11 protein-coding genes and 1 tRNA gene are annotated in these 12,301 nt (G+C 68.4%); 5 read left to right on the forward strand and 7 right to left on the reverse strand.

All coding sequences use genetic code 11. The features are described 5' to 3' along the window. Positions 1–40 precede the first annotated feature (40 nt). Positions 41–114, reverse strand: a tRNA-Gly gene (locus AB0J62_RS26440). A gap of 322 nt (positions 115–436) precedes the next feature. Here AB0J62_RS26440 and AB0J62_RS26445 point away from each other — a divergent pair. Both AB0J62_RS26445 and dcd read left to right on the forward strand, forming a co-directional pair. Continuing rightward, positions 437–877: a MarR family transcriptional regulator gene (locus AB0J62_RS26445; RefSeq protein ID WP_134110609.1), complete on the forward strand. Its 441-nt coding sequence runs from the start codon at positions 437–439 to the stop codon at positions 875–877. Positions 878–1,009: 132 nt separating this feature from the next. Continuing rightward, positions 1,010–1,585, forward strand: coding sequence for a dCTP deaminase (dcd, locus tag AB0J62_RS26450; RefSeq protein WP_363876498.1), 576 nt, complete (start codon positions 1,010–1,012; stop codon positions 1,583–1,585). A 60-nt stretch (positions 1,586–1,645) separates the two neighbouring features. On the opposite strand, the gene AB0J62_RS26455 is transcribed toward dcd, so the two are convergent. The 4 genes from AB0J62_RS26455 to AB0J62_RS26470 form a co-directional block, all read right to left on the reverse strand. Beyond that, positions 1,646–3,157: a hypothetical protein gene (locus AB0J62_RS26455; RefSeq protein WP_363876501.1), complete on the reverse strand. Its 1,512-nt coding sequence runs from the start codon at positions 3,155–3,157 to the stop codon at positions 1,646–1,648. A 221-nt stretch (positions 3,158–3,378) separates the two neighbouring features. Then, entirely contained in the window at positions 3,379–3,618 is a 240-nt protein-coding gene (locus AB0J62_RS26460; protein ID WP_363876504.1) for a hypothetical protein, read from the reverse strand. Between the two features lie 150 nt (positions 3,619–3,768). Next, the gene (locus AB0J62_RS26465) at positions 3,769–4,605 is read right to left on the reverse strand and encodes a DUF4097 family beta strand repeat-containing protein (RefSeq protein WP_363876507.1); all 837 of its coding nucleotides are present in this window, start codon (positions 4,603–4,605) and stop codon (positions 3,769–3,771) included. After that, positions 4,602–5,354: a hypothetical protein gene (locus AB0J62_RS26470; protein WP_363876510.1), complete on the reverse strand. Its 753-nt coding sequence runs from the start codon at positions 5,352–5,354 to the stop codon at positions 4,602–4,604. The genes AB0J62_RS26465 and AB0J62_RS26470 overlap by 4 nt, the downstream gene beginning before the upstream one ends. A 111-nt stretch (positions 5,355–5,465) precedes the next feature. Between AB0J62_RS26470 and AB0J62_RS26475 the strand changes: the two genes are divergently transcribed. From AB0J62_RS26475 to AB0J62_RS26485, 3 genes are all read left to right on the forward strand, one after another. After that, a complete protein-coding gene (locus AB0J62_RS26475; RefSeq protein WP_363876513.1) occupies positions 5,466–6,260 on the forward strand; it encodes an SDR family oxidoreductase in 795 nt (264 codons plus the stop codon). Positions 6,261–6,456: 196 nt separating this feature from the next. After that, positions 6,457–8,595, forward strand: a complete 2,139-nt coding sequence (locus tag AB0J62_RS26480; RefSeq protein WP_363876516.1) for a hypothetical protein — start codon at positions 6,457–6,459, stop codon at positions 8,593–8,595. Between the two features lie 85 nt (positions 8,596–8,680). Continuing rightward, positions 8,681–11,182, forward strand: coding sequence for a polysaccharide lyase family 8 super-sandwich domain-containing protein (locus tag AB0J62_RS26485; RefSeq protein ID WP_363876519.1), 2,502 nt, complete (start codon positions 8,681–8,683; stop codon positions 11,180–11,182). Here AB0J62_RS26485 and AB0J62_RS26490 read toward each other — a convergent pair. Beyond that, on the reverse strand, positions 11,160–11,636 hold the full coding sequence (locus AB0J62_RS26490) for a MarR family transcriptional regulator (RefSeq protein ID WP_363876522.1): 477 nt from the start codon (positions 11,634–11,636) through the stop codon (positions 11,160–11,162). The genes AB0J62_RS26485 and AB0J62_RS26490 overlap by 23 nt on opposite strands. A gap of 51 nt (positions 11,637–11,687) precedes the next feature. Beyond that, a complete protein-coding gene (locus AB0J62_RS26495; protein WP_363876525.1) occupies positions 11,688–12,287 on the reverse strand; it encodes a DJ-1/PfpI family protein in 600 nt (199 codons plus the stop codon). Between the last annotated feature and the right edge of the window lie 14 nt (positions 12,288–12,301).

Below are 12,301 nucleotides of genomic sequence, written 5' to 3' on the forward strand. Positions count from 1 at the left end.
CCGGGGCCGGAAACCTGCTTCTGCCCCTGGGGCTGCGTTGTGGAGCGGGTGACGGGAATCGAACCCGCACTGTCAGCTTGGGAAGCTGATGTTCTGCCATTGAACTACACCCGCGCGTCCGCCGGATCTCCCGGCAGCAGTGACGAGGATAGCCGATCACGGCGCTCTCAACCACGCCGGGTCCGCGCGTCGGTTGTTGCGCGGTCAGGGGCTTGTCCGCAGAAGGTGCCGAATGCATCGAAAAGAGGGGTGCGGGCGGTTTGCGCCGGGGGTTCTTGGGCAGTTTTCCACAAAGGGCGCGTTCAGGACTGGGCAGGTTCGTCATCTTCTGGCAGATTAGAACGCGTTGCCGGGGGCAACATTCGACGCAACGTGAGGACGCGGTCCTCCGGACCGGACAAGATGGTTGCGGGGCAACTGGATGAAGGGGTGAACGGTGGCAACAGACACAAGTGACGCGGTGGACAACCTCGAGAAGGAACTCGTCACGTTGGCGCGGCGGCTGCGGGGTCTGCAGCGGACGCTGTCGGACGAGGCGCACCCGGACCTGGAGCCGGCGCAGTACGCGTTGCTGAACCACGTCGAGGACCTGGCGCCGGTGCGGATGGCCGACCTGGTGGCAGCACTCGAGGTGGACAAGGGTCCGGTCAGCCGGGCCTGCGCGCGACTCGAGGAAGAGGGTCTGCTGAAGCGTGCCGCCGACAAGTCGGACGCGCGGGCGACCCTGCTGACACTGACCGCGGCCGGCAAGCGCAAGCTGACTGCGGCCCGGAAGAAGCGGCACAAGGTGATCGAGGACCTGCTCAAGGACTGGTCGCCCGCGCAGGTGAAGACCTTCGCCAGCCAGGTGTCGAAGTTCAACAAGCTGTCCGACTGAGGTTAGTTGCCTCAGGCCCAGGTTGGTGGTGCGATCCTGCCGGAGAGCTGAGGGCTCCGGACGACTTCACCACCAGCCCTCGGGAAGGGCCTGACGCTGTGCGGATGAGCAGCACGCTGCTAACGTGCGACCGTGCTGCTCTCCGACCGTGACATCTTGGCCGAGCTCGACGCGAAGCGGGTCCAGCTGGACCCGTTCGACGCTGCGATGGTGCAGCCGTCGAGTGTCGACGTACGGCTGGACCGGTTCTTCCGGGTTTTCGAGAACCACAGGTATCCGCACATCGACCCCGCCGAGGAACAGCCGGATCTGACCCGGCTGGTCGAACCGGACGGCGAGGAGCCGTTCATCCTGCATCCCGGTGAGTTCGTCCTGGGATCGACGTACGAGCTGATCACGCTCCCCGACGACGTCGCCGCCCGCCTCGAGGGCAAGTCGTCGCTCGGCCGGCTGGGGCTGCTGACGCACTCGACGGCCGGCTTCATCGACCCGGGCTTCTCCGGGCACGTGACGCTGGAGCTATCGAACGTCGCCACGCTGCCGATCAAGCTCTGGCCGGGGATGAAGATCGGCCAGCTCTGCTTCTTCCGCCTCTCATCCCCCGCGGAACACCCGTACGGCTCGGAGAAGTACGGCTCCCGCTACCAGGGCCAGCGCGGCCCGACGCCGTCCCGGTCCTACCTCAACTTCCACCGCAGCGACGTCTGACCACAGAAAGAAAGGCCCCGGGACGAGAGAGAGTCCCGGGGCCTTTACTTCTGTCAGTGATCAGGCGGTCGCCTTGACGAAGATGCAGACCGACTCGAGATCCGACGAGTCGTTGCCGGTCGGCAACTGCCGGTAGACGCCTCCGAACGGCGAGACCGCAACGGGCGACTCCTGCTTGCCGTTGTAGAGCGTCAGGCCCAGGTCACCGTTGTCCGACGGGGAGTCGCTCTCGGACGGGGTGTCACCGGTCGACGCGCTGTCACCGGACGAGGGCGTGACACCGGACGAGGGCGTGTCGCTCGAGCTCGGGCCGCCCGACGACGGCGCCGCGCTCGGCAGGTCCTGGCCGGTCTTCGCGTCGAGCAGCACCGGCTGCGCCTCGGTCTGCGCATACACGACGCCGTGGTACGCCGCCGTCACCCGCTGGGGTACGACGCGGCCGCCGGACAGACTCGTGTATCCCCAGGTCTTCTTGCCAGTGGTGTCGTCGAGCCCGAGGATCTCCTCCGGACCGGAGTTCCCGTTGCTGGTGCAGACGATCGAGGTCGCCTGGTCCGCGATGCAGTCGTAGCCGACGACGTCCTTCTGCGGGAGGGCAGGAGCCGTCTGCACCACGGCGCCGGTCGACAGGTCGAGCGCGTAGATCGCGCTGACGGCGATCCCGGCGTCGTAGTCGGTGTACCTGCTGCCGTAGAAGTACGCGTGCTTGGCACCGCCGGCGAGGGGCGTCGGGACGGGCTGCTTCAGCGGGAGCTGCTTGGTGACCTTCCCGCTCGCACCATCGGCGAGCAGGATCGTGCCGTCGGTGGCTTTCGCGTCGTTCGAGCCCTTGGCGCCGGCGATCACGCCGTCGTGCACAGCGGCCGGGGTGATCGCCGGCATGATCGTCGACTTCTGCGTCTTGGGGTCCGCGAACACCGCCAGGGTTTTGCTCAGCACGCTCGAGTTTCCGATCGTGCTGACACCGACCGCGACCTGGCCCGTCTCCGGGTCGTACGCCGTGTTCGTCAGCTTAGGGCTACCGATCGCGTCGCTGCCGGTGCCGTCCAGCGTGCTCACCGGCGTGGAGACCTCGGCGATCTTCTTGCCGGTCATGACGTCGATCCACTGGACGAGGATCAGTCCGCTCGGCTTCTGGGTGCCGTTGCCCTTGTCTTCCTCGGCGTAGGCGACCACCGCGACATCCTTGCCGTCGACCTTGGCGGCCATCGGCTTGCTGGCGCCGCTGACCGTGGTGGTGTCGGCCGACTTCGACGGGATCATCCACTGGTTGTTCGGGTTGGCGACATCGTGCCCGTTGAGTCCGGCAAAGCCGCCGACCAGCGCGACCTGGCCGGCGATGCCCATCTGGGCCTCGTCGAGGGCCGACCGTCCCTGGTAGTCGGCTGACGGGAACGCTGCCGCGACGCTGAGCGCCTTGGGCGGATCGAAGGACGGGACCGTCGGAGCCGACGGTGTGGCGGAGGTGGTGGACTGACCGCCGTTGCCGGAGCCCGAGTCGGATTTCTTGTCGCTGCCGCCGCAACCGGCCACGAGGATCAGGGCGGCGGTGACGGCTGTAGTTGCCACCATCGGGCGCAACATCGTTGGTAACTCTCCCCAAGGTCGACCGAGAATGATCGACTGAACGCTAGCAGTGTCCATGGGTCGGCCCGGCAGTTATCCACAGGCGTTGCACCAAGCTGCAGCGTCCGGAGAATCTCAGCTGGTCCGGGCGAGTCCCAGACGCTGCAGCAGGTGGTACAGCGCGGCGGCCGCGCTGTTCAGCGGTACCCCGCTCTGCTTTACACCGTTCATCGGACGATCGAGAGCCCGGTCCCGCGGTGGCGGGGCTGCTGGTCGGCCAGGACCCGGGACGCGGGCTCGGCCAGGCGGCTGGGCTCCAGCCGGTCGGCCAGCCGGCGCAGTGCGCTGGCGAGACCCTCCCGCGGGCTGGTGCGGTTCTTGCGGTCGTGAAGCATGGCGCGGGCCTCGGCGGCGCGCAGTTGCTCGGCGACTCGGTAGCGGGCAACTTCCTGGTGTTCGGTGATCATGATCGTGCTCCCCTTCGGACAATCCCGGTGCAGTAGTGGTTTTCGGCAATGCTTCGCCCGGGTCCCGCCCCAGTCGGCGGGACCGTGATCGCTTACATCAACCCAACGAACCCGACCGCGCCGATCCGACGCGTGCGGCGTTACGCGGGGTCAGACCTTGTAGACCGTGATGTCGCCGGAGACGGTGCGGGCCCGCAGCATCAGGGCGCGCTCCCCCTCGGCCGGCTTCTCGCCGGGCTCGAGATCGCAGCTGATCTGCCCGGTGACGGTCTTCAGGTCGAGGTACGTCGGGAGGCCCTCGGGCACCCCGATCTGGACATCGCCGCGGGCCGTCTCGGCCTGGACGCTCGGTCCGTCGGCGATCTCGACCCTGACGTCGCCGGAACCGGAGGTGGCGACCGAGTGGTCGCGGATCCGCTCGATGGTGATGTCACCCGAGCCGACCTTGACCGACGTGGGACCGTTGGCCTCGCCCACGGTGACGTCGCCGGAGCCGGTGCTCAGGCCGAGCGCGTCGCCGGCCTCGTCGATGTCGATCGAACCGGAGCCGGTGCTGGCCTTGACCGCGCCGTCGACCTGCTCGACCTTGACGTCACCGCTGCCGGTGTTGACACCCAGCTCGCCCTCGACCCGGGTCAGCTGTACGTCGCCGGAGCCGGTGGACAGTCGGGCCGGACCGAGCGGAACCTCGGAGGTGATGTCCCCGGAGCCGGTCTTCACCCTGGCCTCGAGAACCGCCGAGGTGGCGATCCGGACCTGGATCTCCGGTCCGCGGCGGACGTTGCGCGGGCCTTCGATGATCAGCTCCCCGTCGACGACCTCCACGATCACGTCCTCTTCCCGGCCTTCGTCGACGTCGATGGCGACCGCGGTCCCCGCGCCGTCCGGGTTGGCCTTGAGCTCGACCAGACCGGAGCCGATGTCGATCCGGATCCGCTCGATCCGATCGTTCTCGTCGTCGGTGATCTGCTGGCTGAAGCCGCTCATTCGACCCATCCCGTCATCCGTTGTCCCGGGCCGTGTCCGCCCTTGCGTCGTTCCTTGTCCTCGCGGCGCCGGTCGCGGTCGTCACGCCGGCGGTCGCGGTCCCGGCGGCTGCGCTCCGGGCCGAAGACGCCCTCGTCGCCGAAGGGTCCGTTCGGACCGAACACGCCGTTCGGGCCGAAGACACCGTCGGGGCCGAGCGGGCCGTTCGGGCCCAGCGGGCCTTCCGGACCGAAGACCGGACCCCGCGGCGGGCGCGGCGGCCGGGGCGGACGCGAGCGGCGGCCACGGTCGCTCAGCTCGGTCATCACGGTGCGCATCAGCCACGCGTTCGAGGAGATGCCCTCGGCATTCGCGGCCTCGTCCACCTTGTTCTTGATCGACATCGGCAGCCGGAGCGTGATCCGGGCGGTCGGCTCGTCGGCGTCGAACACGAACTGCTCGTTCGCCTCCGAGTCGGCCTCGTCGTCGATGTCGTCGTCGGTCTCGTCCGGACCGGTCAGCTGGCTGGGAGCCGGCGTGACCACGAACTCGGGACGGCCACCGGCCATCCGGAGCTCGACCGAGCCCGGGGACAGCTCGCGGCTGATCTCCCCGGCAGCGTCGGACAGGGCTGAGATGAGGGCCAGGCGGCCCGCGTCATCCAGCGTCGCCCCGAGGCGCTGGGCCACGGAGCGGGTTTGGTCGTCGGCCAGGGCGGTGGCGTTCTCGACGCTCCGCCGCACCGACTCGAGGTAGTGGTCAAGTTCCATGACAGCAAGCATGACGTCATCGTGACGTCACTGTCAACCCCTCCTGATGTCACCTCGTCGTCAGAGTGGCGGCACAGGCAGAATGACGTGCAGTCAACCAAGGGAGGATCCGTGTCCAGAGGGGTACTCATCACCGGCGCATCCAGGGGCGTCGGCGCGGCCGCCGCGCAGGCGTTCGCACGAGCCGGCGACCGGGTCGTGCTGCACTGCCGCGGGGCGATCGACCGCGCCGAGGAGATCCGGGCCGGACTGCCCGGCGACGGCCATGCAGTGATCGCCGCGGACCTCGGTGACGCGGCCGCAATCCCTGCCCTGGTTGACGAATCGGCCAGCGCACTGGGGCGGATCGACGTACTCGTCAACAACGCGGCGATGTTCGTCGACGAGCCGGTCGGCGGTTCGCGCCGGGTCGGTCACCCGCTGGCCGAGACGTCGTACGACGAGTGGGTCGCGACCTGGCGTCGTACGTTGGCGGTCAACCTCGAGGGCGCGGCCCATGTGACGTGGTGCGTGGCGCGGCAGATGCTCGACAAGGACCCCGCGGACGGCGTACGGCGGGGTGCGATCGTCAATGTCGGATCGCGCGGCGCCTATCGCGGCGAGCCGGACGTGCCCGCGTACGGCGCCTCGAAGGCCGGGCTGCACTCGCTCGGGCAATCGTTGGCGGCATCGTTGGCACCACATGACATCAGCGTGACGTCAATCGCGCCCGGATTCATCGCCACCGACATGACTGAGACCTTCCTGTCGGGTCCCGGCGGCGACGCGATCCGGGCCCAGAGCCCGTTCGACCGGGTCGCCACCGCCGAGGAGGTCGGCGACGCGATCTTCTGGCTTGCCTCACCCCAGGCGAACTGGGCGAGCGGCGCGGTCCTCGACTTCAACGGCGCGTCGTACCTGCACTGAACCGGCAACCCGTTGCCGATCGCCGTGGGAGTCGGCTTCACCCGTCTGAGCCCGATCCGTAACAGATCCTTGTTGGCTCAGTTATCTAGTAACAACGGGTGAGCTTCCGGATACCTGGAGAGGGGTCCGGACCGGTGAACCCGCCGTCCGGTGCACCCGTCCGTCGCCGGGCTCGTCGTACAACGGGAGCCTCTTCATGCGTTTCGCCCGCATCACCCTGGGCCTGCTGCTGTCGCTGGCAGGTCTCGTGGCCACCGTGGCCGGAGCCGTTGCCGCCTTCTGGCTGGTCGGTCCGGACAACACGATCTCGACCCCCAGCCGTGAGTTCGCCAGTTCGGGGCTCGCGGTCGTCACCGCGCCCACGCTGCTCGACCGGCACGGCCCGACGCTGCACGTCAGCGCGTCCGGCGACAAGCCGCTGTTCGTCGGCATCGGGCAGGACCTCGACGTTCGCGACTATCTCGCCGGGTCGGCGCACACCCAGCTGATCCGCTTCGAGCCGCCGGGCACGTTCGGCACGCAGGACCTGCGCGGCCGCAACGGCAAGCTGACGCCGCCCGGCCAGCTCGACTGGTGGGTCGCGCAGTCCGCCACCGGCTCGCAGTCGCTGAGCTGGCCGATGCAGGACGGTCGGTACGAGGTCGTCGTGATGAACGCGGACGGCACGCCGGCCGTCGGAGCGCACGTCAGCTTCGGGGTGCAGGTGCACCGGCTGTTCGGGATCTGCCTGCTGGTGCTGGGTGCGGGGGTTTTGGTGCTCGCGCTGGGCCTGGCGTTGATGTTCCGTCGCCGGAAGGTCGCGGTCGCGGCTGACGCCGAGGCGACGACCGAGATCCCGCTGCCCGTCACCTCGCGCATCCCGGTCCTGGTTCCGGTCGCGGCCGGTACGTCGGACGACAACGAGCCGGCGTACCGCGTGTCGCCGTTCGCGCCTGAGCGGGTCAGCCCGTTCGCCACGACCCAGCCGAAGCCCCCGGCCGCGAAGCCGAAGCCGGCGGTGGCAGCGCCCGCTCCGATCAAGCCGACGCCGGTGCCGGCGGCGCCGATGTTCATGTCGGCCGCGGCGGTCGCCCGGGCCAAGTCGCCGGCTCTCATCGGCGCCGGCGCCTCCCAGCAGCCCGAGCCGCCGCGGTACGCCGAACCGGTGGACCGCACCGAACCCGTCGAGCCCACCGAGACCGTCCAGAGCACCGGGACCGTCCAGCACACCGAGACCATCGAGCGCACCGAGACCATCGAGCGCACCGAAACGATCGAGCCCGCTGAGACCGTCGAGCGCTCCGAGGCCGTCGAGCCGGAGACCGTTCCGCTCGCCGCGTCGCCCGAGTTCGAGAAGAGCGACGAGGCGGTCCGCCGTACGGCCGCCCTGCTGGCCAGTGGCGCTTTGTTGCTCACGACAACGAGCTGCGGTCTGATGCCGCCGAAGAACAGCCTGTCCGCACCGGACAGCCGTCCGGCCGTCACGCTTGCCGACGCGCAGGCCGTGGTCCAGCGCTACAACCAGCTCAACAACCAGGCGAACCGGACGCGCGACGCCAAGCTCTCCGCGACGATCGAGGGCAATCCGACACTCGCGCAGACCCAGGCGGGCTTCGTGATCGGGCGCAAGCTCGATGCCGCCGGCAAGGACATCTCGAAGCCGTTCAGCTACACCGACCCGGAGATCGGCGCACCGCAGTTCGCGTCGTACCCGATGCGGTTCGTGGTCAGCTCGGGCATCTCCAATGCGCCGGGCAACCGGCAGCTCGGCGTCTGGCAGCGACAGAACGCCGGCAGCCCGTGGCTGTTGACGCACTCGGTCTACCCGCCGAAGGGGGTCGAGTTGCCGTCGGTCGACGGGATGCGCACCCCGGAGAAGAGCGACCTGAGCAAGCTGCAGAGTCAGCCGGCAACAGTCGCGAAGGACCTCGCGGCGTACCTGACCGGCGGCCCGAATGCGCCGCAGTCGAAGCTCTTCACGCCGTCACCCGCCCTCTCGAGCTTCCTCAAGCTACGTGCGACGTCGAAGGCCAATGACACCGCGGAGCCGTACATCGCGAGCGTGACCGACGCGTTCGCAGCGTCCGGCGAGCCGCTGACCTTCATCACGTCGTCCGGCGACGCACTGGTGTTCCTCACGCTCACCGAGCAGTACCTGCAGCGCGTCGAGCCGGGCTCGAACGCGTACTGGACCAGCGGCGAGGCGACCGCCTTCAGCAGCATGGTCAAGTACACGCAGAGCCTGCACCAGGACTACCTCCACCAGGTCGCTCTGGTCATCCCCGCCAAGTCGACCGGCGAAGCAGTCCGGGTCCTGTCCATCGACCCCCAACTGATCGGCGCCGGCGGGGCGTAAGTCACAGGCAGCAAGCGGTTGCCGGAAGATAGTTCCGGCTGATTGACTCTCGGGGTGAGGTTTTTCCCACCGCCTGGGAGTTTCAGTGGATATCACCCGTCGCCGCCTGCTGTCCTTCGTTCCCGCCATCGCCCTGTTGACCGCGGTCAACCCAGCTCCGGCCGCCCGCGCTGACGGGCGGACGGTGAGCGCCGAGCCCGGGCAGTTGCTGGCCAATGCGATCGCGATCTACGCCGGTACGGCGGAATCGAACGCCCGCCCCGAGGTCGCCGCAAAAGTCGCCGCGATCGACAGCACGGCGCGGACCTGGTTGGCCGCGCTCGACCGCGCCGGCGCCGGCGAACTCTTCGCCGGCCTGCCCCTCGGCACGAGCGATCCGAACCTCAGCTCGTCGTACCAGCACCTCTACGAGATCGCGCTCGCCTTCCGCCGGCCCGGTCCGGCATCCGACCTGCAGGGCAACGAGCAGGTGCGCGCCCGGATCGCGGAGAAGCTGCTCTGGCTGCACCAGAACTACTACGGCGACCAGTCGAAGGGGTACTACGGCAACTGGTTCACCTGGGAGATCGGCATCTCGACGTTCGTGTCGAAGACGCTCGCGCTGATCGACGCCCCGACCGACCTGATCACGCAGTACGTCGCCTCGATGGACGCGTACCTGCGCAACGGGAAGGACGGGGACGTCGACCTCGACTCGCGCTTCCACACCGGCGCGAACCTCGTCGACATCACCGCGAACCGCGTCCTCCAGGGTGCCCTGCTGAACGACGACGCGCGGATCCGGAAGGCGCTGCAGGACCAGTTCACGGTCTTCGCGACCATCGACCCGTACAACCTCCAGCACGACGTCACCGACGGGTACTACGCGGACGGCTCGTTCATCCAGCACGCGTCGGTCGCGTACACGGGTTCATACGGAAAGGGCCTGCTCAGCCGGGTCGTTCAGACGATCAAGACGCTCGCGGGGACGGACTACGCGCAGAGTGGCGACCTGGTCGGTGTAGTGCAGGGCTGGGTCGAGCACGGGTTCGCGCCGTTGATCTTCGAGGGCTGGATGATGGAGATCGTCAAGGGTCGCGCGGTGTCACGGACGGCGACCGGGTACGACGACGTGGCGGTCGTCGTCGAGGCGATCGTCGATCTGGCCGACTACGCGACCGGCGCGGATGCCCTGCGTCTGAAGGCGTTCGCGAAGTTCACCGCGCGGCCCACGATCAACGTGAACTCGTTCGTCTCGCCGGTCAGCATCGGCCGGTTCGCAGACTTGAAGAACGATCCGGCGATCGTCCCGGCGGACCTCAATCCGGCCGCGAGCACGACGGCCTTCAACGCGATGGACCGGACCGTGCATCGACGGCCCGGGTACGCGTTCGCGGTCGCGCGGAATTCGCAGCGGATCAGCAAGTACGAGTACATGAGCGGCGAGAACCTGATGCCGTGGTTCCAGGGCGACGGCGCGCACTACCTCTACCTGGCGGGCGAGGACCAGACGAAGTCGTTCGGCATCGACTACTACACGACGGTCTCGCCGTACGCGCTCGGCGGCGTGACCGCGCCGGTCGAGACACGCAAGACGGTGCCGGAGCTGTACGGAACGGCGTACTACGACAACCCGCCGACCTTCACCGCATCGTCGGAGTCGCAGAACACCTACGTGTACTTCCCGACCGGCACCAACGTCCACTCCGGCGGCGCGACCCTCGACGCGTACGGCGCGGTCGGCTGGGTGCAGTCGGACGATTTCGCGTACGCGTCGCGCGCGAACCTGCCGGACGACTTCGTGGTCTACAAGAACGCCTCGGCGACCAAGTCGTGGTTCCTCCTCGACGACGAGATCGTCGTACTCGCGGCGGGCGTCGGCGACGCGACCCGCGCGGTCACAACCACCCTCGACACCCGCATCGCCGGCGCAACCGACCCTGTGACGATCACTGGCGTACGCCGCGACGGCCGCCCGTGGACCGGCTCCGGCCAGGTGTCACCACGATGGCTCCACTACACCAACAGCACAGCCTCCATCGGCTACCACTTCCTCCAGCCGACCGAGCTCTCGGTCGATCTGCGGGCGATCACCCGGAGCCGGCGCGTGGTACGCACGTCCAACCCGGACACCGCGATCACCAAGCAGGTCTTCGCTCTCACCGCCACCCAACCTGCCGGCGCCAGCGGTTCTCTGGCTTACGCATTGGTGCCTAACGCAACAGAATCCGCTCTGAAGGCTTACCAGCACAACCGGATCCTGACCCTTGCCAACACCGTTAAAGCGCAGGCGATCCAGCATCTGGGCCTTCGCCTGACCGCTGCCAACACGTTCACCCCCGGAGCTCACAACCTTCCCGGGTTCACGATCGACGGTCCGGCCTCGCTGCTGCTCCGCCGTCAATCGTCGAGCGTGCAGGTTGCGGTGTCCGATCCGACGACGCAGCGCGACACGATCACCGTCAACCTCTGGGCGCAGTACCTCAAGCCCGCGACCCCCGTATCAGGGATTCAGGTGACGCGAACGCTGACCGGCACACGATTGACCTTTACCACCCGCCACACCTACGGGAGCAGTCTGGCGATCAAGCTTCTTCCAGCTTGGTGATGATCGCCTGCATGGTGGCGAGCGTCGTCCGAAGGTCGTCCAGGTCGACGGCCTTCGCGAGCTGCGACGTCCACGGATGCTGGGCGACCGCGATCTGGCGGATCGCCCAGTAGCCGGCCTCGGTGCAGGCGAGCAGCTTGGCGCGACGGTGGGCCGGGTTCGGTCGGTACTCCGCCAGCCCTCGCTCCACCAGCAGATCCGCGATGCGCTGCACACCTTGCCGGCTGACGCCCATGATCCGGCCGACGTCGGCGACCGACCGCGGCTCGTCGAGCACCCCGCCCAGCACCTGCCACCACGCAGCCGTCAGGCCGCCGTGCGCGGCGAGGTCCTGGGCGGCCTCCATCAGCCGCGCGTTCAGCCGGAAGGTGGCGAGGACGACATCGGTCAACACCGCACCACCCTCCGACTGTTTCGTCGGCTTCGGCCACTCTTCCCGAGGTGGAACCGTCATCCGACCATCATCGGGTACGCCGGTCCGCGCCAGCCGGTCCGCGCTCTCGCGTCATCCCACCAGCACCGCGTACGCCGCGGGGTCGGCGCGATGGAACACGCCTTCGTACGCATCCAGCTTCCGCTCGTCCGCCAGCTCGAGCCGCTGCAGCACCGCCCGCGCGAACTGCACCGGCGAGTCCGGCCCCGCTGTGATCAGGTCCCCACCGACAACAGCCCGCTCGTCGACGTAGTTCTCGACGCCCTGGTATCCGGTCGCCTGTAGATACTCCTTCGCGGCACTCGTGTGCTTGCGCTCATCCAGAAGCCCCGCCCGCGCCAGGCCCGCGGTCGCGCCACAGATAGCCGCCACCGGCACCGACGCCTCGAGGAACCGCGCCGCCAACTTGGCGAACGCGTCCCCACCCCCGTTGTCCCACTGCCCCGACCCAGCCAGCACCAGCAGGTCACCCGCGTCCGGCTCGACGTCAGCAATCGTCACATCCGGCACAACCCGCATCCCACCCATGGTCACCACCGGCTCCAACGACTCCCCCACCGTCACCACAGCCCACGGCACCCCGGTAAACCGCCCCGTCCGCAACTCCACCACCAGGTGCCCGATCTCCCAGTCCGCCAACGTCTCGTAAACCGCCACATAAGCTGTCCTCATAGACAACATGCTGT

Source organism: Kribbella sp. NPDC049584, from assembly GCF_040675555.1.
In the GTDB taxonomy this organism is placed as follows: Bacteria; Actinomycetota; Actinomycetes; order Propionibacteriales; family Kribbellaceae; genus Kribbella.

Excerpts from the sequence above, each read along its gene's own strand:
- AB0J62_RS26460 (WP_363876504.1), bottom strand. The coding sequence starts at position 3,618 with ATGATCACCGAACACCAGGAAGTTGCCCGCTACCGAGTCGCCGAGCAA.
- AB0J62_RS26465 (WP_363876507.1), bottom strand. The coding sequence starts at position 4,605 with ATGAGCGGCTTCAGCCAGCAGATCACCGACGACGAGAACGATCGGATC.
- AB0J62_RS26470 (WP_363876510.1), bottom strand. The coding sequence starts at position 5,354 with ATGGAACTTGACCACTACCTCGAGTCGGTGCGGCGGAGCGTCGAGAAC.
- AB0J62_RS26495 (WP_363876525.1), bottom strand. The coding sequence starts at position 12,287 with ATGAGGACAGCTTATGTGGCGGTTTACGAGACGTTGGCGGACTGGGAG.
- AB0J62_RS26480 (WP_363876516.1), top strand. The coding sequence starts at position 6,457 with ATGCGTTTCGCCCGCATCACCCTGGGCCTGCTGCTGTCGCTGGCAGGT.
- AB0J62_RS26455 (WP_363876501.1), bottom strand. The coding sequence starts at position 3,157 with ATGGTGGCAACTACAGCCGTCACCGCCGCCCTGATCCTCGTGGCCGGT.
- AB0J62_RS26490 (WP_363876522.1), bottom strand. The coding sequence starts at position 11,636 with ATGACGGTTCCACCTCGGGAAGAGTGGCCGAAGCCGACGAAACAGTCG.